The organism is Lacrimispora sanguinis (genome assembly GCF_044987295.1).
GTDB lineage: Bacteria > Bacillota > Clostridia > Lachnospirales > Lachnospiraceae > Lacrimispora > Lacrimispora celerecrescens_B.
In genome coordinates this window covers 1813620-1833784 of the sequence record NZ_CP173277.1, presented here as the reverse complement: position 1 = coordinate 1833784, position 20165 = coordinate 1813620, and the positions used below count along the sequence as shown (strand labels likewise).

Annotated in this window: 19 protein-coding genes and 5 pseudogenes; 7 read left to right on the top strand and 17 right to left on the bottom strand. The window is 39.9% G+C overall.

Going from position 1 to position 20165, the window contains the following annotated elements:
• Positions 1 to 61: 61 nt before the first annotated feature.
• The 16 genes and pseudogenes from ACHZES_RS08625 to ACHZES_RS08550 all read right to left on the bottom strand — a co-directional run bounded on the left by ACHZES_RS08625 (position 62) and on the right by ACHZES_RS08550 (position 14256).
• On the bottom strand, positions 62 to 235 hold the full coding sequence (locus ACHZES_RS08625) for a cysteine-rich KTR domain-containing protein (protein ID WP_002779755.1): 174 nt from the start codon (positions 233 to 235) through the stop codon (positions 62 to 64).
• Between the two features lie 51 nt (positions 236 to 286).
• Entirely contained in the window at positions 287 to 2206 is a 1920-nt protein-coding gene (gene tet(O), locus ACHZES_RS08620) for a tetracycline resistance ribosomal protection protein Tet(O) (RefSeq protein WP_000691758.1), read from the bottom strand.
• A 366-nt stretch (positions 2207 to 2572) separates the two neighbouring features.
• Positions 2573 to 2947 (bottom strand): TnpV protein, encoded by a 375-nt coding sequence (locus ACHZES_RS08615; RefSeq protein WP_001129922.1) that lies wholly within the window; start codon positions 2945 to 2947, stop codon positions 2573 to 2575.
• Between the two features lie 46 nt (positions 2948 to 2993).
• A pseudogene (locus ACHZES_RS08610) lies at positions 2994 to 3311 on the bottom strand (toprim domain-containing protein); the annotation flags it as partial.
• Positions 3312 to 3315: 4 nt separating this feature from the next.
• Positions 3316 to 3480: a hypothetical protein gene (locus tag ACHZES_RS08605; protein ID WP_395548240.1), complete on the bottom strand. Its 165-nt coding sequence runs from the start codon at positions 3478 to 3480 to the stop codon at positions 3316 to 3318.
• Positions 3477 to 4196 (bottom strand): DUF4366 domain-containing protein, encoded by a 720-nt coding sequence (locus tag ACHZES_RS08600; protein WP_395548242.1) that lies wholly within the window; start codon positions 4194 to 4196, stop codon positions 3477 to 3479. Before ACHZES_RS08600 ends, ACHZES_RS08605 begins: the two co-directional genes overlap by 4 nt.
• The gene (locus tag ACHZES_RS08595; RefSeq protein ID WP_395548244.1) at positions 4183 to 4434 is read right to left on the bottom strand and encodes a DUF4315 family protein; all 252 of its coding nucleotides are present in this window, start codon (positions 4432 to 4434) and stop codon (positions 4183 to 4185) included. The genes ACHZES_RS08600 and ACHZES_RS08595 overlap by 14 nt, the downstream gene beginning before the upstream one ends.
• 12 nt (positions 4435 to 4446) lie before the next feature.
• A complete protein-coding gene (locus ACHZES_RS08590; RefSeq protein ID WP_395548246.1) occupies positions 4447 to 6210 on the bottom strand; it encodes a CD1108 family mobile element protein in 1764 nt (587 codons plus the stop codon).
• A 12-nt stretch (positions 6211 to 6222) separates the two neighbouring features.
• Positions 6223 to 8472 (bottom strand): annotated as a pseudogene (locus tag ACHZES_RS08585) (VirB4-like conjugal transfer ATPase, CD1110 family); the annotation flags it as partial.
• A pseudogene (locus ACHZES_RS08580) lies at positions 8468 to 8875 on the bottom strand (relaxase/mobilization nuclease domain-containing protein); the annotation flags it as partial. The pseudogenes ACHZES_RS08585 and ACHZES_RS08580, both read right to left, overlap by 5 nt.
• On the bottom strand, positions 8847 to 9242 hold the full coding sequence (locus tag ACHZES_RS08575) for a plasmid mobilization protein (RefSeq protein WP_404820354.1): 396 nt from the start codon (positions 9240 to 9242) through the stop codon (positions 8847 to 8849). The pseudogene ACHZES_RS08580 and the gene ACHZES_RS08575, both read right to left, overlap by 29 nt.
• A 340-nt stretch (positions 9243 to 9582) precedes the next feature.
• Positions 9583 to 10002, bottom strand: a complete 420-nt coding sequence (locus ACHZES_RS08570) for a response regulator transcription factor (RefSeq protein WP_173821045.1) — start codon at positions 10000 to 10002, stop codon at positions 9583 to 9585.
• A 206-nt stretch (positions 10003 to 10208) separates the two neighbouring features.
• Positions 10209 to 12371, bottom strand: coding sequence for a HelD family protein (locus ACHZES_RS08565; protein ID WP_395548250.1), 2163 nt, complete (start codon positions 12369 to 12371; stop codon positions 10209 to 10211).
• Between the two features lie 694 nt (positions 12372 to 13065).
• Positions 13066 to 13440, bottom strand: coding sequence for a hypothetical protein (locus tag ACHZES_RS08560; RefSeq protein WP_395548251.1), 375 nt, complete (start codon positions 13438 to 13440; stop codon positions 13066 to 13068).
• 139 nt (positions 13441 to 13579) lie between these two features.
• Positions 13580 to 13783 (bottom strand): hypothetical protein, encoded by a 204-nt coding sequence (locus ACHZES_RS08555; RefSeq protein WP_395548252.1) that lies wholly within the window; start codon positions 13781 to 13783, stop codon positions 13580 to 13582.
• Positions 13780 to 14256: a PcfB family protein gene (locus ACHZES_RS08550; RefSeq protein WP_395548253.1), complete on the bottom strand. Its 477-nt coding sequence runs from the start codon at positions 14254 to 14256 to the stop codon at positions 13780 to 13782. The genes ACHZES_RS08555 and ACHZES_RS08550 overlap by 4 nt, the downstream gene beginning before the upstream one ends.
• 140 nt (positions 14257 to 14396) lie before the next feature.
• On the opposite strand from ACHZES_RS08550, the pseudogene ACHZES_RS08545 reads away from it, so the two are divergent.
• From ACHZES_RS08545 to ACHZES_RS08525, 5 genes and pseudogenes are all read left to right on the top strand, one after another.
• Positions 14397 to 15191 (top strand): annotated as a pseudogene (locus ACHZES_RS08545) (restriction endonuclease); the annotation flags it as partial.
• 11 nt (positions 15192 to 15202) lie between these two features.
• Positions 15203 to 16111, top strand: coding sequence for a hypothetical protein (locus tag ACHZES_RS08540; protein WP_395548254.1), 909 nt, complete (start codon positions 15203 to 15205; stop codon positions 16109 to 16111).
• 14 nt (positions 16112 to 16125) lie between these two features.
• A pseudogene (locus ACHZES_RS08535) lies at positions 16126 to 16389 on the top strand (BREX-1 system phosphatase PglZ type A); the annotation flags it as partial.
• A gap of 180 nt (positions 16390 to 16569) precedes the next feature.
• Positions 16570 to 17832, top strand: coding sequence for an IS1380-like element ISEnca1 family transposase (locus ACHZES_RS08530; RefSeq protein WP_031587700.1), 1263 nt, complete (start codon positions 16570 to 16572; stop codon positions 17830 to 17832).
• A 360-nt stretch (positions 17833 to 18192) separates the two neighbouring features.
• On the top strand, positions 18193 to 18681 hold the full coding sequence (locus ACHZES_RS08525) for a pyridoxamine 5'-phosphate oxidase family protein (protein WP_395548255.1): 489 nt from the start codon (positions 18193 to 18195) through the stop codon (positions 18679 to 18681).
• Between the two features lie 81 nt (positions 18682 to 18762).
• Here the strand turns inward: ACHZES_RS08525 and ACHZES_RS08520 are convergent, their stop codons facing one another.
• Positions 18763 to 18855: a hypothetical protein gene (locus tag ACHZES_RS08520; RefSeq protein WP_395548452.1), complete on the bottom strand. Its 93-nt coding sequence runs from the start codon at positions 18853 to 18855 to the stop codon at positions 18763 to 18765.
• 58 nt (positions 18856 to 18913) lie between these two features.
• Between ACHZES_RS08520 and ACHZES_RS08515 the strand changes: the two genes are divergently transcribed.
• Both ACHZES_RS08515 and ACHZES_RS08510 read left to right on the top strand, forming a co-directional pair.
• Positions 18914 to 19744, top strand: a complete 831-nt coding sequence (locus ACHZES_RS08515; protein WP_395548256.1) for a hypothetical protein — start codon at positions 18914 to 18916, stop codon at positions 19742 to 19744.
• Complete coding sequence (locus tag ACHZES_RS08510) at positions 19678 to 20142, top strand: DUF2326 domain-containing protein (RefSeq protein ID WP_404820389.1); 465 nt, start codon at positions 19678 to 19680, stop codon at positions 20140 to 20142. Before ACHZES_RS08515 ends, ACHZES_RS08510 begins: the two co-directional genes overlap by 67 nt.
• The last annotated feature ends 23 nt before the right edge of the window (positions 20143 to 20165 follow it).

The window sequence follows — 20165 nt, the reverse complement described above, 5'->3', positions numbered from 1 at the left end:
ATACGAAACAAAAAGAGCCGATGATTCGTGAATTGTTCCACAATTTCATCGGCTCTGCGTCTTAAGCGTCTGGCTCTTTGATGACAGTTATCTTCAAGTTGTCAACTTTAATCAATCTTTCTTGTCTGCATTTTGGACAATAAAGGGGATAATTCTCCAAAACAGTGTCCTTCCTAATTTTATTACGGGTTTTGCTCCCACAAACAGGACACAATATCCATTCGCATTTCATCATAATTAGTCTCTAATCCTTTCAAATCTCATTTTATATGACTTTTGCAAGCTGTTAAGCTAACTTGTGGAACATATGCCGAACCTTATCTATACGGCTATTCGGGCGGCGGGGTTGGCAAATAAATTTACCAATAGCTGGCTGGTATCCTTTTAACTCTGTCAAGCAGACTCCCTGCCCATTTGTGAAATAAGTTAAATCGTTCCTGTATTCTTGAATACATCTAGCAGGGATTTCTCCTTTCAGAATGACCTCGTCATTCTTTATCTGAGTACTTACAATATCTGCACAATACCTTGGAGCATCATGATACGCCCGTGAGAGATATTCCTGCGGTGCATAAATTTCAAAGTGGAGATATGGCTCTAATAGTTCTGTCCCTGCTTTTTTTAAAGCCTGCTCCAATACGATAGGGGAAAGCAGCCGAAAGTCTGCGGGGGTACTTACAGGACTATAATACAATCCATATTCAAAACAGATTTTACAGTCTGTCACTTTCCATCCATACAGCCCCTGCTCGCAGCCATAAAGAACCCCCTCCATAACCGCATTTTGGAACGATTGATTTAAATATCCAAGTGAAACTCTGCTTTCATACTGCACTCCGCTTCCAATAGGGAGCGGCTCTATGGACAACCCGACAGAAGCCCAGAAAGGATTTGGCGGGACTTCTATGTGGATGGTATATTCTGCTTTTCTAAGCGGTCTTTCCATATATATAACAGTAGGCTCTTTTATTTCTGCCTCCACATGATATTTTTCCTCAAGGATGGCACAAATGACTTCCATCTGCACATTCCCCAAAAAAGAAAGTATAATCTCATGCGTTGTAGTATCCACATAATATTTTAAAAGAGGGTCGCCATCTGAAATTTCTGTAAGTGCCCCAAGCAATATTTCCCGCTGTTCAGATTTCTTTACTGCAATCGTTGTTTGGAGCATAGGGAGAGGATTTTCAATAAATTTTCTCTGCGGCAACAGTATTTCGTTCCCCAAAATACTGTTTAGCTGCAAAACATCATTTGGTAAAATTACAATATCACCAGAGCAGGCTGTATCGGATGAATATAATTCACCGTTTGTCGGAACACACATCTCTGTGATTTTTATTTTCTCTTTTTCAGATATTCTAATAACATCCCTCAAATGCAATGTTCCGCTATATATACGCACATAAACAAAACGCCGCCTTTTCTCTGAATATTCAATCTTAAAAACCTGCCCGCATAGTTCAGATTGACCTTCAGGCGTTGATGAATAAAATTTACTGGCAATTACTTCTATAAGCTGCCGAATCCCCAGATTGTTTTTAGCGCTTCCGTGATAAACGGGAAATAACGTTCCGTTTTGGAATCTCCTGTTTTCTTCCTGTTCCAGTTCTGACATTTTAAACGGTTTCCCTGACATATATTTCTCTAATAGTTCATCGTTTCCCATAATTACCGCATCCCACTGTTCCATATCGTCATTGTCCGTTACATTTATATGGGGATGCTGCCCAACCTTTTGCTTCACTATAATTTCCGAAGAAAGCTTTGCTTTCATTTCCCGATATACCATTGGCAAATCAATCCCCTCTTGGTCAATTTTATTGATGAAAAAAATTGTCGGAATCTTCATTATCTGTAGTGCATGAAACAGTATACGGGTCTGTGCCTGTATGCCATCCTTTGCAGAAACTAATAATACTGCTCCGTCTAATACGGATAAAGAACGGTATACTTCCGCCAAAAAATCCATATGGCCTGGCGTATCTATAATGTTGACTTTTACATCCTCCCACTGAAAAGATGTCACTGCTGTCTGGATAGTGATTCCCCTTTGACGCTCCAAATTCATTGTATCTGTCCTTGTTGTGCCTTCATCTACGCTCCCTAGTTCTGCAATTGCACCACTGGTATACAATAAACTTTCCGTTAATGTTGTCTTTCCTGCGTCAACGTGAGCCAGAATGCCTAAGTTAATTATTTTCATGTGATTTTCCTCCTATCAACACCCAAAAAAGGGCATAAAAATACCCAGTGATAAATACTCCTATCACTGGGTAAATAACTCCAATAGCCCCAAAACACTTATATGTTTTCGGGCATATAAAATTACATGATAAAAGTATTCTTAAACTGGGTACAAAAAACTAAGCCCCATATTAAAAGTGAAACGGGACTGCTACTTTTTGTTCCCACTATCAAATTGACAGTTTATTTAAGAATACCTTGCCGCATATTTATTAACTCCTTGTATAATACTTAATCTAATTATATTCCTTAACCCTTTATTTGTCAAGCTGACAAACTAAAGCAGAAAAAGCGGCAGGATTTCCCCCTGCCACTAATCATCTGTTTATGCAAAAATAATTTCCTTTTCCACAATCTCCCTCGCACAAGCCCTTATGTTATTGAGGCATCCTGTCCATTCTAAGGCGTTTTCTGCCTTTAGCTGTTCCGTTATGCCCTGTGCCTGTTTCATACCCTCTATGAGCCTTTCAAAGCGTTCCTGTGCCTGTCTGTTGATGTCGGCAAGGTAGGCGTTTAGCCTGCCGCTTGTAAGAAGATTGGTGTATGTAACTTTACGGTACTGTTTTAGATAATCTAAATGCCGTTGCCCCCAGATGCCTATTGCCTGTTCTTCTTCGGCGGGTACAGTTAAGCACGGTATCAAATAATCCCCTTGCCTTTCGTATTTGCCGCCCAGTTCCTCAAATAATGATTTTGCCATTGTCTGTTACCTCCACATTCTTTTTTATTTTGAATGTCCGCAAAATCCGTCCTACATCGGTGGCACAGATGACGGTATCTACCCGGCTGTCATTTAAGAGCTTTTTCAGCACATCAAACTGCTTTTTGGTACTGCTTGAAACTTGGTACTGCCAAAGGGCAGGAAGTATGGGTAAATCCCCATACCTCCACTTGGCATATTTTTCATCGTAGCTGTCGGCAGGGGCAAGCTCAACCAAATGCCCAACACACCACGAAACAATGTAGTTGTTGCCCTCGGTATAACCGTCCTTGCGGCTTGTTGCTCCCAAAATCTTTGCAATGCTCTGTGCAACGCTTGGCTTTTCTGCTATGACAAGTTGCATATTGTTATCCCTCCTTATGCAGTTTTGGGGTTTCGTTTTTTTCATGCACAATGATGAGCTTGCGGATTTTCTGCTCCTTTTTCGGCGGTCTGTCTGTGACAGGGGGCGGCGAACACTGGGGCTTTTGCATCATCATTCTTTCATAGGCACTGTCGGTAAAATATTTCACTGGGTATCGTCCTCACTTTCTTCGGGAGTATCATCCTGTTCCTCAGAGGTCGGCTCGTATTCGTCCTCATCCTCATCCTCATCGCTGTAATCATACTCGTTCATATTGGGGTTGCTCTGCGGTTTTTCCTTATTTTTTACCGCCTTGAAATAGTAAAAAGCACCGCCGCCGATTAAGCCAAACACAATAAGAAGTGCCACAATCCCCATCGGGTTGCCTTTGCCCTTTTTGGGCTGTGGCTCGGCAGGCTCGGTCAGTTCGGGAGCTTTGCCTGTGCAATCAGCTCTGCTATTGCTGCACAGGGTACAGTCGGCATTTACTGCACCAACTTCGCATTTATCCTTGCAAGAGCAAACTTTAGGCTCGGTTGGAGCATCTTCCATGAGGGCAAGCAAATCGGCTTCATCTACCATGTTCAAAAGGTAAACATTGTCCTCTTTGCCTGCACGGTCAATGACAAGGTAAAAATAGTTGCCATTTTTGGATACTGCGGTGATAAACTGCTTATCAATCTCGTCTGTTCGCTCCACATCGTCCACAAGGGTCAAGTTGCCCTCGGGAGTGAGAGGAACAGAGGGGGTAGGTGTTTCGGTCACTTCGGGTGTCGGCTCGGTAGTACCCTCGCCACCGCCTGCAAAGGCAGTCGTGGAAAAGGCGGTCATGCAAAGCACCGTCATAAGTAAAGCGGCAAAAATACGGATTTTAGTTTTCTTCATTCTTGTTTTCCTCCTGTTTTTCAGATGAAAAAGGCACACCGCTTTTGTTGCGGTATGCCGTGATAACATCGGTTAAATTTTCTGTGCTGATTTTCGCGCCTCGGATAAGTCCGATAATTTCAAGGTTTTCAAACTCGGTTTTTTGCTTGTTCAGTTCTTCCCATTTCCCTTGCAAAAGTCCGATTTTATCCTCGATTTTCTTCATATCGGAAATCACTTTTTTCAGTTTTGCGTTCAAATAGTTTCCTCCTTAATTCATAAGTCCGTAGCCCATAATCACACTGCTGTTAAGGTCATAATCTCTAATCTTGCAGGCATCGCCGCTATTGCCCTCAACGGTGTAAACACGGTTTCCGTCTGTGCCGATAACAATACCCACATGGTCGGAGCTGCCATCGCCCTCCCAATCGAAGAAGATAACATCGCCCGGGGCAATGTCTTTGTATCCTCTGTTTGCCCATCGCCCTTTGGACGAGAAGTAAGGGATACCCTGTGACTGACAGGCTGCAAACTTAGGCTCGGAATATCCTGCTTGATTAAGCACCCATGACACAAAGCAGGCACACCATTCTACACGGTAATCAAAGCCATACCATGACCAATAGGGCTGACCGCCTACATTGCCTACCTGTGATTTTGCAATGTCCACGATATTTTGATTGCCCGGTCTTTCGCCATTGACAAAATCAACACCGCTTAAATCAGTGGAGGGACTACCGTCAATAGATCCGCCGCCAAAGAGCAGCGGTTTATTGCCTTTCGTTTGCAGATAGACATTATACATTTGAAGCTGTTCGGGTGTGAGCAGGCTGTTTGCAATAGCATTTATGCCGCTATTAGTTAGGCTGATATTCAAGACATAATAGTCATAAGGCACTTCCACAGTGTAGGTGTCAGAGTGGGTATTTCCGTCCTCGTCTGTCCATGTGTCCGTCCTCGTTTCGGTGCGGTAGCGTACCTCTACCGTTTCTGTCAGTGTGAGCTTGTATTGCTTTTCAAACACCCTCTGTAATTCGCCCTGCACCTCACTTGCCTTGAAATATTGCAGTAAGGCGGTAAGGTAAGATGCAAGCTGATGGGGGTCATGTGCTATGGTGTCTAAGTCATAGCGGTACTCATCATAATCGGGATAATCCCTTTCGATGTTGTTAATCTGTGCCTGCAACGCTGTTTCCAGTGCGGTGTAGTTGTTGTTGGCGGCGATGAGTTCCTCATTTTCGGAAGTGTAAGAGGTGGATACCACATTGGTTATCGCCCCTTGAAACATAACCGAGCAGGAAGAAACCACCCCGGCGATTAAGGCAATCATCAAAAAGAGGGCAAGCACAATTAGCAATACTTTTGGATTTTTAGCGACTGCCGATACTGCCTTTGATACTGTGTCAACCCCTTTTTTAACCGTTGATTTTGCAGTCTTGACGGTAGTCTGTGCCGCCTTTGTGCCTTTCCCGTACCGTGTGGCAATGTACTGTTTTTTAATGGCTCTTTTTTGCTGAAAGCGAGAAATGGGGTTACTTGCCGCCTGTGGATTATCCCTAATACTTTTCTTGTAAAGGACATTCACATCGGCTTGTATGCTCTTTTTCTCTGCCTTTGCCAGTGTACGGTAGGGCTTCAGCTTGTGGGAGTGATAGGCACTTTGGACACGATGTACAGCAAATTCGCCTGCCTTTTCGGTGCCGTGTGCCGCTTCAAGCCCCACATTGTCCTGCTCATCTTCACTGATTTTCTTATGCACAGCAGACAGGACAGCCCTCTCGGGGGCTTTTTTAATGCCATGCGAAAGTTTTGAGGGTGGCTTTGGCTTATCCACTTCCTCAAAATGCAAACGCACCTTTGTTTTTCCTGTGTCGGCATCAAAGGTGCGTTCTTTGGTTTTTACTGTTTTCTTCGGTATTTTCGCCTGTGCCTTTTCCAGTTTATCCGCCGCTTTTTCAGACTTTGCTATGGGCTTTTCTAACGTGGGGTCGGCACGTTCTTCTTCGGTAAACTGTAACCGTGATTGCTTTTTCATCGCACACCGCCTTTACTCTTGCTTGGTTTCGTCCAACTTGGTAGTCATAATGCTGTAAAGCTCAGTGTTTCTCGGGAATTTATCCACGAAAGGCAAAATGACATTGCCATAAAAGAGCAAGCCCTCGCCAACACCGCTGCCTGTCACATAAGAGAGCTGATGAGGGGAGATATTAAGCTGCTTGGCAAGTATCTGTCTATCGCCTGCCGCTTGGTTGAGCATATACACAAAGTCGGAGTTTTCAAAGATGTTCTCCACCTCTCGAGAGGATAACAGGTCTTTGATGTTCTGCGTGATGGCTGTGGGAATACCGCCCCATTTACGAAAGCGTTTCCAAATCTCCACCGAATAAGCGGCGGTCTGTTCCTCTTTGAGTAGCAAATGAAACTCGTCCATATAGTAGCGAGTGGAGCGTTTCTCCGCACGGTTTATGGTTACTCTGTTCCAAACTTGGTCTTGGACGATGAGCATACCGAGTTTTTTTAGCTGCTTGCCCAGCTCCTTAATATCGTAGCAAACAGTGCGGTTTGTAATATCCACATTCGTCCTGTGGTTAAACACACTAAGGCTACCTGTGACATAGATTTCAAGAGCTGAACGGATATGCTTTGCTTCTTTTTCTTCCTGCCTGCCCAAAGCATCGTAGAGGTCACCCAAAATCGGCATTTTGGCAGAGTCGGGGTCGGCAAGGTATTCTGCATAAACAAGGGTAACACAGCGGTCGATGATGGACTTTTCAACAGGGGTCAATCCCTCTTTGCCGCCGACAATCAGCTCACACAAGGAGAGGATAAAATCGCTCTTTAGGGCAAGGGGACTATCGTCCTCAGAGTAGTTGAGGTTAATGTCCATCGGGTTAATGTACTGGCTGCTTGTGGGCGATATTTTGATAACCTGTCCTTTGAGCCTTTGCACAAGGGAAAAATATTCTCCCTCAGGGTCGCACACGATGATGTCATCGGTGGTAATGAGAAATACATTGGTGATTTCTCGCTTGGCGGCAAAGGATTTACCACTGCCGGGTGTACCGAGGATAAGCCCGTTGGGGTTTTTGAGCTGCTTGCGGTCTACCATGATGAGGTTGCTTGACAGAGCATTTAAGCCATAGTACAAGGCTTCGCCGCCCGACTGAAAAAGCTCCTGTGTGGTAAAAGGCACAAAAATAGCGGTGCTTGAGGTAGTCAAGCTCCGCTGTATCGGCACAAGATTTTTACCGAGGGGCAGTGAAGTCATAAAGCCCTGCTCTTGCTGATAATCAAGCCTTATGAGGGTGCAGTTGTGCTTGTTGGCAATGCCGCTTGCTTGGAGCATGATATTGTCCAGTTCCTTTTTGTTGTCGGCGGTATTCAGCACAAGGAATGTGATTAAAAACATTCGCTCGTTTCGGCTTTGCAGGTCGGCAAGGAGCTTTTTCGCTTCACCGCCATAGGTGGCAAGGTCTGACGGAATGATGTCCATGTCATAGCCTGCTCTTACCGCTTTTTTCTGTTCCTCAATCTTCATTTTATCGAGGTCGGTAATCTTACGCTTGATAGTTTTAATTGCTTTCATTTGGTCTACCGACTGAATGTGCATGGTAACAATGAGGTTGCTCTCCATCTCCAAAAAGTCGGACAGCACACGGTCATTCAGCTCGGGGGCGAGTATCTGCAAAAAGGATACCGCACCGTATTTATCGCCTGTTCTGAATGTACCTTTCTCCTTAAACTCAAAAGAGGACGGGGCAATAAAGTCTTTTGTACTAAGCCCCGAGGGTGCAAGCCAACTCCATTCAAAGGCAAAGGGGTCATTTCCACTCATACGAAGAATATTGTGCATGAGCTTTAATCGCTGTTTACCGTCAAGAGAGGTAAGCTGCACACCCAATCGCTTAAATGCGTTCCACAGGTCATTTTCAATGCGTTCAAGACGGGGCTTGGCGATTCTGATATTCTCGGCTTCAATGCCAAAGGTCAGATACTTGGTTTTCACAAGTCCGTTGTTGCCCCTTGCAAGCTGATTGTGCAGCATCTCGCTGTACTCTGTTCGGATACTGTCGAAATCATCTGCCTGCGGAGCGATGAACACGCTTTTTTCAAAGTCCTTTGTATTCGCTGTGGTGTTTAAGAATGTGAGCTGAAATTTGATGGTGCTGTCAAAGTAGTTGAGGAAGTCGCACCAACTTTCAAAAATGGCGGTCTTGTCCTCGTTCTGTGCAATCTGATAATTGATATCACCAAATTGCAGGGTTTTGGTGTAGAGCTTATCGCCCACATGACAGATGGATATTGCCGCTGTGGTTATGCCCGTCCGGGTGGGTGCAGACTAACGCTTGGTGTCCGGGGAAATGCTCTTTACAAAACTTTTCGCCCAACTCCTGCGCCCGGTCTACGGTCAAGCCGTTGTCGGGTGCGTCACGGGGGTCAAAACTGATGATATAATGGTGGCTCTTTACGTCCTCCCGTCTTTGGTTCTTGCCGTATTTGAGATTGGAGCGCATACACGCTATGGCGAAATCCTCCCCACCGCAATTAAGGGAAGAAATGCGGTAATCGTCACGGGGGATAAGCCGCCCGTTTTCATCAAGTGTGGGCTTCATGGTAAACTCGTCATGCTCAAAGGTTAGGTACTGTTCGGCTGCTCCATAGTCGGCATTTTTAGAGCTGATATGTTTGAACGTTGCCAACGGTTTCACCTACTTTCTGTAAAACTTCAAACTTCAAGGCGGCAAGCTCCGCTATGGCGGCTCTCACTTCTTGGGAGAGGGCGTTATAAGGTGCGCCGTATTCGTTCAGACAGCGGGCAATCTGATTCAAGTTGCCGCCGATTTTGCCGTACTCGGCTGTGAGTTTCCCAACGGCAGAGAGCAGTTCATCATTGATCGGGGAAACGGTAATGACCGGGCGTATGCGTGACTTAATCAGTGCTTGCCTGATATATTCGGACTGGCTCATTTGGCAGAGGGTGACACGCTCGGAAAACTCGGCGTATTCTTCCTCGGTCAAGCGTGTTTTGATTACCCGGTGTCGGTGGGGCGTGTTGTATCTTTTCATGGCTGTAGACCTCCTTTCATGGGTGGATTTTTTCAAGCGGCGCAAGCCGCAAAAAGGCGGGCTTGGGGTGGCAACCCCAACAAGATTCCCGCAGGACAAAATGAGCGGTTAGCGAAATTTGGTACTGTGGTAGAATCTTGCTCTAAGAAAACGGCGAAACTCCCCCTTTACTCCTTACTACGCAGAGAAATGCAAATATGGCAAAGTTTTGAAAAACTTTTTGATAAAACTTTTCGACAAAGCTGGAAAATCAGCGCGGTTTTTGGCGCAAAAAAACAGGAAACCTTTTCTGATTTCCTGTCATGGTATGCCGCTGTAACGGGCGGCGGTTATTCTGTTGTCATTCCCCGGAAGCAAACTTGTAGCCCATACCTAAAACGGTTTTTATGTAAATGGGCTTGCGGCTGTCCGGCTCTATTTTTTTCCGCAGGTTGTAAATCACATTTGCAACGCTTGACTGGCAGCTTTCACTTTCCATGTTCCAAACGGCTTCAAATATTTGTGTCCGTGTGAGGACAATGCCGGGGTTGGAAGCAAGATATACAAGGGTACTGTATTCAAGGCGGGTAAGGCTTACTTCCTCCCCGTCTTGAAATACCCGGCGTTGGTTCTGCTTTATTTCCAGTCCCGGAAAAGATAACACGGAAGCGGTTGTGATCTGCATGGGTTCAATCTGTATATAATCAGATATTGCCGATATGATTTTGTCAATCGCTGTTTCCTCTTGTTCGTTAAGTGTCAGCAGTAGTAATTTCCCCATGTTCATTACCTCTTTTATCCGTTGAATTTAAACTATATTTTTCTGTCGTGTTTTTGACAGTAAGCAACAAATATATATGATAGAGAGCGTAATGTCAATTTAATGCCATTAAAAGAGAAAGATGGTCTGTCTAATTATTATCATTTTGTTCATATGCACTTACGCTGCGTTTGGCATTTAGGCAATTCAATATATTGTAAATTTATCTATATCAGCGGGCTAACCTCATTTTCACAAAATAAGCTAAGTTTGTGAAGCGCTCTTGTGCAGGCAACATATAAGAGGTTTTTATCATCTTCATCATGGTAGTTTTGGCTATCTGCATCACAAATTAAGACAGTATCAAATTCTAATCCCTTTGACATATATACTGGTAAGATAAACACGCCTTGTAAATCTGATACGCTCCCATTTTTAATTAATTGAATATCAAGTTTGTGTTTAATTTTATTAAATAGATAGGTTGAATTTTTTTCGGTTTTACAAATTAAGCATATCGACTGAAACCCTTTCTCTTGGCATAATTTTATTTCCTTAACAATTTCATCAATGAAGATTTCGGAATTATCAGCAATATATACTTTTGGGCTATCGCCATTCCGATTAAAACTTTTTATCTGTGAACTTTGTTCAATGAACTTTAAACTAAAATTTAAAATTTCATTCGTACAACGGAAACTTTTATCCAACATAATAAGAGAAGATTTTTTCTTGTTCAATATTTTTTGAATTTGTTCGTAGAAAGAAATATCTTCTTTTTTGGCAAGAGTCTGTTTCATATCTCCTAAAATAGTAAATTTGGCATTAGAAAAAAGCAAATTAAATATTTCATATTGGAGAGGGTAGTAGTCCTGTGCTTCATCAATGACTATCTGCTTAATATTTTTATATTTATTTGTTCCGTATATTTTTAAATACAAATAAGCGATTGCTATTGCGTCATCATAATACAAGCTGTCTGCTTCCAAATTTTCCTTAGTATATTTCCAAATATTTTTTATGTTTTGTGACGGATTGCTATTTTGCAGCAGGCTATAAAAATAGGCTTCATTGCTAAATAATATTTTATATAATTCAACAATGTCAATTTTTATAAATTTCTGTATTTCCTGCTTGATTAGATTTTTTTCTTCTTTATGCCCCCGCCCTTTTCCTGTTCCAAATATTTGTTCTAAAATATAATCTTCTAATTGTTCTAATTTTATGCCTAATGGTGTTTCTGGTCTTCCTAATATCTTGTCTTTTAGAATTTGCCCGCTTACAACGCATTTTCCCTCATAATAAACATCTTCAAATTCTATCCACTGGCGGGGTATATCAATGAGAAATTGGTCTAAAATTTCCCTAAAAAAACTTGACGTTTTAAATTCTATACTATTTCTTGAAATTTCCTTGTATTTTGAATTGACAATCAAGTTTTCTAAAAAATCATTTCTTGACTGAATTTTCCTGCCATTTAATAACTCACTAAGTATATCTTCAAACACGGAAGAAATAACATTATCTTCTCCCAATTCGGGCAATACATTTGAAATATATTGCTCAAATATAGAATTTGGGGAAATAATCATAATGTTATTTGCGGACAGCTTTGTTTGTAAACCTTGATACATAAGATAAGCAGCCCGGTGGAGAGCAATAGAGGTTTTTCCACTTCCCGCTACACCCTGTACCATTAGCAGGTCATTTTCCATATCTCTAATAACCACGTCCTGTTCATGCTGAATTGTTTCAACAATAGCTTTCATTTTAGCAGTAGTGTTTTGTGACAGTAATTGCCTTAAAAATTCATCAACAATCTGAACATCTGAATCAAAAAAATATTCCAGTATTCCGTTTTTTATTTCATATTGGCGTTTCAAATTGAGTTCACCTGTTACTCGTCCACATGGAGCGTCATAAAACGCTTCGCCTGTCATAAAACGATAGAAAACACTGGCAATCGGCGATCTCCAATCATAAACATACATCTCTTGATAGCTGTTTTTTCGTAGAGAAGAACGTCCAATGTATATTTTTTCAAATTCGTCCTCATCATCAAATTTAAAATCAATTCGGGCAAAATAGGGCGATTTTATCATCTTTTCTAACAGAAGTATTTTATGTTCTTCTTCTTCATAATCTATAATTTTGTCTGTAACAGGATTGATATATTGGCTTAATTCAACAAGTGCCTCGAAACCGTCTGATGTGTACAGTGATGTAATGCCGTGTTCTGTATTTTCACGCACATCTTTTTTGGCTTCGATAATTTCTGATTTTTTTTTGTCTGCCGCTTCTTTTGCCTGCTTTAATTGTTCCTCGGCTAAAGAGATTGTTTGTGCTAATCTTTTTTCTTCAAACGCTTTTTCTGTCTGATTATTCCCCATAATGATTATGACCTCCTTGAAAAATGAAAGAAAGTTTTACTGAAACATTGCTAGGCTAGTTTAGCATGTGTCAGCTTATATAAACAGTCTTGTATTCATAAAATTTGTATGGTATTATTACAGTGGGAGGAATTATGTTAGATATTTGATTTCTGCAAGCATATCAATTCTAATACGGGTAATTTAAACAATAAACAAATTGGGACAAAGAGTTATACCATTATGTCCCAATTTGTTATTACTCCATATCTTCAGCAGACAGAAACACAAGCCCGGCAAATTCTTCCTCAATCAGTTTCTTCAACTTTTCCACTGTGCTCTATGCAGGTTCCCTTATCTCCATTCCAACCTATAATCTCTTTCTGTAAAAGCAAATCTTGTTCTGTGAAAAAATGATTTGGATTCCGCAGTAGTCGGCATTGTGCGTAATGTGTATAACTGGCTGTATCATGGAATTGTGGGTAACTCTGTTTGCAGGACGTAGGAAAGCTACACTTTAGCTTTTCCATGTGCTGTGAATAGAGTTATCCATGATTCCATAGCCAGTTATGCACATTTCCACAATGCTTGTCTTTTGGTCTTTATCAAAATGAGCATATTGGTTATTAAGAAAAGCCCTGCATATTATCATATACAGAGCCATTCTAATCTTTTTACCCTCTACATAGAGCGTTTTCTTTCTGCAAAATTCATTTTACAGAATAATACCCGCTTTTTTTGCAAAATAGCCTTTTCTCCCGGTAAGTTCCGACTGTTTTTCCTTTGGCAGACTATTGAATAAATCCTCATAAAGAATATCGTCTAACTGCATTTCCCTAGCAAGTAAAAACACATTTAGACTAAGCCATTCCTCCCAAAGCCCTTCAAATAAACTATGGCTGTCTGTATAGGTGTCAAGTTCTTCAAAGCCATATGACGGTGTATAGCACTGCAATTTAACAAAACCGTACCTACCAACATCAACCACTAAAATATCTTCATCTTCCATTTCGTACAGTTCCGCAAACGCACCAATTACTTTGTAGCACATTTCCCGTTCTTTCTCTGTGATATATACTGTTTTTTCCATGCTCATTTACCTCTATCCTTTCAAATCGTGGAATACGGTTTTCAGTTTTCTTCTACTTCTAAACCACATATTTGAAATGCCACATACGCCATTTTATACGGAATAGAGGTTGGCTGTCTGCATTTATCGGTGTGTTACTTTATGGCACATGAGCATTAGCACCGGGGTTGTCATTACCGTACCCCTCAAAGGCTCTTGATAATCCCTCACCCAAATTCAGTATCTTTTGCCCTAAATCAACACCGTTTGTGTGCCGCCATGCTTCGGGCAGCTTTGTAAACAGCAGCCCCAACACAAGGTAGGGAATGTTAAGGATAAGGAGCTTTTTCATCTTTTTACTCATAGGCTCTGCTCCTTGTTTTTATGTTTCACCTTGTCTACAACGGTGTTTTTCACAATCTGAGCCAACTTTCTAAGCTCTGCAAGCACAGACGGTCGAACCGCCTTTTTCACCATATCTGCGGTATATTCCTTAAAGGCATTGGTGATGGCATCGGCATCTTTACCTTTGAAAAAGACCACATATTTCGGCGGTACTTCGTGCTTATCTTTCATAACAGCAAAGTCCACACCATACTTTTTTGCCACTCGCTCAAAATCTTTGATGTTTTGGTCGGTGATTTCAATACTGGTCATGCCTTGCCCTTGCTTTGCAAGCTGTTTTACCGACTGTTTCCCCTGTGGAATATTGGGGTAGTTTTTCTTGTTTTTCATGTGTGCAAGCAATTTCAATATCGCCTTTTTCAGCTCTCTGCCTGTGAGCTTGCCTGAACTGATGACAAGAGCAACGGTTTTTTGTTCCACTTCTTCCTGCATGAAAAATCCCTCCTTTCACGATTTTTTCTGCGACTATTCCTCTCTGCCTTGCCCATTGACGGTTAAGATACCCTCAAGGGTAGCGGCGGTGATATTCAGCCTTTGGGCGATAGCAATGTCGTTTTTCACATTTTCATCAACAAGACTGCCACACACCACAAGTAGAAGATAAAGATATAACAATTTATCAAGCTGACTTACAAAAGGATATAAAGAGTTTTATATCTTATGCAGTAGGTTGTATGTTTGGGCGATATTCACTTAATGTTGAAGGACTCATATATGCAGGAGGTGAATGGGACGATGGCAAATATGGTGATTTTGTTCCAGATAAAGATAATGTTATTCCTATTTCTGACGAAGAGTACTTTGAGGATGACATACTGGGATTATTTGTTGAATTTGTAAAGATGGTCTATGGAAAAGAAACCTTGGAAGATAATCTTGCTTTTATTGCAAGTGCTCTTGGCAATAAAGGAAATACCTCAAGAGAAATTATCCGAAATTACTTTCTGAAGGACTTCTACAAGGATCATTTGAAAACATATCAAAAGCGTCCGATTTATTGGCTTTATGATAGTGGTAAAAATGATGGTTTTAAGGCGCTTGTTTATATGCACCGCTATACTGAGGATACAACAGGAATTGTTCGTGTTGATTATTTGCATAAAATGCAAAAAATTTATATGAATGAAATAGAACGAATGCAGGAAATGGTTGATAATTCATCTAATTCTAAAGAAGTTGCTCAAGCAGAGAAGAGAAAAGAAAAGCTAGTTAAGCAATTAAAAGAAACAAAAGAATATGATGAAAAAATAGCCCATCTCGCACTTAGCCGGATTGACATTGATTTAGATGATGGTGTAAAAGTAAACTATGAGAAAGTACAGACGGGACAGGACGGAAAGAAACTTGATATTCTTGGGAAGATATAGGGGGTGATGAAATGGAAAAGAAAGTTGTATTATCAAGAATTGCATTATTGCTTGATACGAAATCTATCATCATAAAAAAGCATGGACTTCTATTGGGAGTATATAGGTGTTGCGGATTGGATGATATTTATGAAAAATTCCAAGAGTACTTAGTCCCATTTTGGTATAGAGAATCAAAAGGTTATACTTATGAAAATAATGCACCAGAATACAACGTGTATATGGGGATTGATTGTACATTTAGAAAGTTAATTGAATATGATAAAACAGATAAACTTATTGAGTTTTTATCACAATTAACCCAAGCATTCAATTTATACATTTTATCAGAATCAGATGAAGTATTTGATAATTTAGCTAATATGTATCGTCTGATAGGACTTGAACTAAAAATTGAAGATGATACTATTTGTTGCGTTCCGGCTCTATCAACGGTAAGTGTGGCAATAACTGAAACATTTTCAATAGAAACATGGCTTCAAAGAACGTATAGTGATGTATTTGCTTCATATAAGAGTGCGATTGATTCATTTATTGATGGAAATTCTGGGGCTACAATTGAGTCTTGCAGAACCACACTGGTGGGGATTTTCACAAAATACCAAGGCACCGAGCAGTATGCAAAATGGATGCGAGGGATATATGAAGTAAGTGGTGAAAGTGAATCGACAACAATTGCAGATCTATCTCAAGCACTAAATAGTGATTTGAAAAAGAATGATTTGGCTGATTTTTTCAAAGAAAATAGAGACGGAAAGCTTACAAAGACAAAAGCAATCTACACTATTTATTCAATGATGTCTGATTATGGAACTCATAGACATGAAGGCACAAATGAAAACCCAACACAGGAAGATGCTTTATTTATGTTGCGATTATTAGAGAGCATCTTATATTGGGTATATTCTAGTACAAAGTAAGGTGTGGTGAATAAATGGCAGAACTAAATTTGAAACAAATTACAGATAAGCTTAATACAGAGTTTGTTGGAGAGGCTCGCAAACTTGTATTTTGGTACGATTCTAATGCGGAATTTGAATTAGATATAGATACAATAGAACTTCAGAATGCTAAAATTTTGAAGTTACAAAAGGATAATCAGTTTTACATTAAATACTTTCTAGAAAGAGAGGACAAGGTTACTAATTATCTGATATATGCCCCTTTTCCCAAACCAAGTATAAAGGAAACTGAGATTCTACGTCAGTACTTTATAAACCACCCTCAAAGCATTGATAAATATACGTTCCTTCAAAATTCAGCTTTCACCCATTGGGTGAAAGAAAAATGCTCAAAAATGTGTTGAATTATCAGCTTTTATGAGTCGATATATGGTACAATAATAGTAACAAAAGCAGCAGAAAAAGGGGTTTAAATTATGATTAATAAAATTGATTTCACAGCTAAGAATCTAACATCAAATGCAGGTCTTTTTCTTCTCCTTGAGAACGCAAAAAGTAATGAGATTTTTGATCTAGTTGAAGATGACCTCGTATTTGATAATGACTCCACAAATAAAATCAAGATGAATCATATAAAGACGATGATCTGTGGTCACTTTATTGGTATAGACAAGCTAGAACGTCTAAAGCTCCTTCAAAATGATCCACTCGTTAATGAATTTGATATTTCCGTAAAAGAACCTGAAACAGTGTCACGATTTTTAGGAAACTTCACCTTTAAGACAACACAAATGTTTAGAGACATTAATTTTAAAGTCTTTAAAAAACTGCTCACTAAAAGTAAATTGACATCCATTACGATTGATATTGATAGTAGTGTAATCAACGTAGAAGGTCATCAAGAAGGTGCATCAAAAGGATATAATCCCAAGAAACTAGGAAACCGATGCTACAATATCCAGTTTGCATTTTGCGACGAATTAAAAGCCTACGTCACCGGATTTGTAAGAAGTGGCAATACTTACACAGCTAACGGTGCATCTGAAATGATCAAAGAAATAGTAGCCAACATCAAAACAGATGATTTAGAGATTTTATTTCGAATGGATAGTGGCTACTTTGATGAAAAAATTATTGAAACGATAGAATCTCTTGGTTGCAAATATTTAATTAAAGCCAAAAGTTATTCTACGCTTGCATCCCAAGCAACGAATTCATCGGTTGTATTCGTTAAAGGTGAAGAAGGCAGAGAAACTACAGAACTGTTTACAAAATTAGATAACTGGGAGAAAGACAGAAGGTTTGTTGTGTCTCGCGTACTGAAACCAGAAAAAGAAAGAGCACAAATATCACTTTTAGAAGGCTCTGAGTACGAATACTTTTTCTTTGTGACAAACACTACATTGCTTTCTGAAAAAGTAGTTATATCCTATGAAAAACGTGGCAATGCTGAGAACTATATTAAAGAAGCCAAATACGACATGGCGGTGGGTCATCTTTTACTTAAATCATTTTGGGCAAATGAAGCGGTATTTCAAATGATGATGCTTTCATATAACCTGTTTTTGTTGTTCAAGATTGATTCCTTAGAGCCTTCAGAATACAGACAGCAAATAAAGACCTTTCGTTTGAAGTATGTATTTCTTGCAGCCAAAATCATTAAAACCGCAAGAACTGTAATTATGAATTTGTCAGAAAACTATCCGTACAAGGAAGTGTATGAAAAATGTCTGGTATAATAAAGATATCATCTTGAAAATCGAGTGTTGCTCTGTGGATAACTTGCAGGGTTTAATAAGTATCTTTACTCCAAAGTTGCAATCAATAATTTATTGAAAAAGATTGAAAGGTGGTGGTAAATAATGTTACAATGTGGGAGTATCAGTTTAAATTCTTCGTGAAATAGTGTTCTTTTAAGCTAATAAAAAATGCACGTGGAATTTAGGTAATTAATTTATCAGTGGCGGGTGCCAATCCCCACTGATGATATAGCCTCCGGCGGATGCGAACGATTTTGTAAGGAAGATTATCTCACTTCGTGAGATACGAAATCGGCGCGCAAGTACGCCGAGGCGTACTTGAATAAGCGAGGTGAAACAATGTTCAGAGAAATGAGAAGAAAAAAACAACTGTTGCCGGAGAATGAAACCATTGAAATTTTAAGCGCCCACACTTCAGGTGTATTAGGCGTTAACGGCGATGATGGCTATCCTTATACCGTGCCCGTCAGCTATATTTATAAGGATAATAAGCTGTTCTTTCACTGTGCAAAGGAAGGTCATAAGATCGACAGTATAAAAAAGGATGACAAAGTGACCTTTTGCGTCATAGACAAAGATGATGTGGTACAGGAAGCCTTTACAACCCATTTTCGCAGTGTGATCGTTTTCGGAAGAGCAAGGATACTGACGGAAGACAGTGAGCGGAAACATGCTATGGACATTATAGTTCAAAAGTATTCGCCTGATTATATCGGGGAAAGCCGGCAGGCAATCGAAAGCAGTTGGGCCAGGTTATGCCTGGTCGAAGTTGAAATTGAGCATATGACGGGAAAAGCAGCCATGGATATAATAAACGGCAAAAAATAGTTATTACGGACTAAAGATTTAAAAGGGAGTGACTCAAAATCAAAAGGGTCAGTCCCTTTTTCATTTTATTTGTCAGACCTTCTATTTGACAGTATACATCAGGAGTCTTATGCTCAGATTCAGAAGAAACAGATCGTCTGTATTAGACAGGGAACGATTGGTAAGGGCTTCGATTTTCTTAAGCCTGTATAAAAGGGATTGCCTGTGAAGATTTAATTCCCTGGAAAATCATTTGGCGGACACAATCCGATATTCAAAAGAATTCTTTGCAGATAGAGCATCGTTACTTGCCATTGATTTAGGAATTGAGGAAAGGTACAAACCTATTTTACAGCACTATATTAAGTTCTTTGCTGCGAAGGATAGAACACAGAAGTTTTATGATCTTGAAATAGAGAACTTCAACAAACATGTAATAGAAACGGCTCTGATGAGTGTAATATGTAAAACTAAGGTTGTTTCTTTTGAAGAAATAGTTCGAACAATTATCACAGAAGAAGAATTAGAAGAGAATAAGTACTTAGTAGAGTTTGAAAAATATAATTTACTGGAACCATTTTGGAAAATGTGTGAAGAGACATTTGGTTATACAGATGCATCTCCATCGTTAACAAAATTTATTTTCACACTCTTTGTTACTTACACATCAAAATCAATTCGTTCTGAACTTCCACAGGCGTGGAAAAATTATAGTTCATATAAATCTGGAAACATATTAGCTTTTCTTGATAGTTTGATGAATAGCATAGTCTATAAAGAAGATTATGAAAACATTGCTAAGATGGTATATAACTCATTAAGTGGAGAAATTGTATTAAGTAAGTTGAGTGCGGATGCCTTAGTTGACTTTGAAGTTTTCTACCAGGTTGATGGAATACTAATTAAGTGGCTAATTGAAAGACTGGAAAATGAAGATACTGATGCAAAATTAAATGGCCTATCTATTCCAGAGATTTGTAAAAAGCGAAGAAAAATGCATTACGGGATAGTGAAAATATTGAAAATATTGAAACGCATTTCCAAAACCTTGTTCAAGCTGCATATGGTGAAGATGGAGTTCTAAATTACAGCTACGAGAATGACGTAAAGAAGAGATCAAGTACTGGACGTATAAAAATTTGCTGCCAAATTGCTGATGAGAATTCACATGGTCGTTTATATATGAAAATAAACATGTTTGACCTAGCCCTGTTTCTTAATCGAATTGATAATAATACAGGGTGTGATTTGTTAATTCACGATGGTTCTTATTGTAAGCCTAATCCAGGGGCAAAGGCTAAAGTTGTTAATTATGTAGATAACTATTTGAAAGACGCTGAGAAGGGGCAGTATTTTATCACAATAAATAAGTCCGAAGTGGAAGAAACGGATTTAGAAGATTTTCGAAAGAAGAAGATGATTGTAGCTGAATTTGATAGAGAGCATGGAGATGAGCACCGTTTCTTTGGCTGTAAGTATTAATGATTTATATGGAAAGTTGTAAA